Origin of the sequence: Streptomyces sp. HSW2009, from assembly GCF_040240285.1 — a bacterium.
Classification (GTDB): Bacteria; Actinomycetota; Actinomycetes; order Streptomycetales; family Streptomycetaceae; genus Streptomyces.
Genome location: NZ_JBEHZD010001143.1, coordinates 1 through 505, shown reverse-complemented (window position 1 = coordinate 505; position 505 = coordinate 1). Strand labels below are relative to the sequence as shown.

At 84.0% G+C, this 505-nt stretch carries 1 protein-coding gene; it reads left to right on the top strand.

Features of this window, described 5'->3' with window-relative positions; all coding sequences use genetic code 11:
* Nucleotides 1-295: 295 nt before the first annotated feature.
* A partial coding sequence (locus tag AAHZ94_RS34955; protein ID WP_349997672.1) for a hypothetical protein occupies nucleotides 296-505 on the top strand: 210 nt, incomplete at its 3' end.

Here is a 505-nt window from a genome sequence, read left to right as displayed (position 1 = left end):
GGTCCCGCGGGTCCCGCGGGTCCCGCGGATCGGTCCGGCCGCGCCCCGGCGGTCATCCGTCGCACAGCAGCAACTCTCCTTCGGGCCGCGGCGCCGCGGGGAGCGCCGGCCCGAACGCCGTCCGGGTGGCGCGCCCCGGCGGCGGCTGGGGGGCCGCCACCGCACGGGGCGGCGACGCCTTGCCCCACGTCACTGGGAGGGGCGCCCGGTCAGGAGGCCCACGTCATCGTGCTGACGCCCCGTCGCCCAGTCAAGAACCGTGCGTGCACGGCGTGCGGGATGGGTGCGGTACGGGATGGTCTGGTGGCGCGGCGCGGCGCGCAGCGGCGGGCCGGGCCGGTGGGGGCGGTTGGCTCGCGGCCTGGAGCGGTACGGGGTGGCCGGCCGGGCGCGGCGGGCCGGCGCCCCCCCCCCCGGGCCGGGGGCCCGCCGCGGCCCCCCCCCCCGCCGGCGGGCCCCCCCCCGCCGGGGCGGCGGCACGGCCGCACCCGAGCGGGCCGAGTCG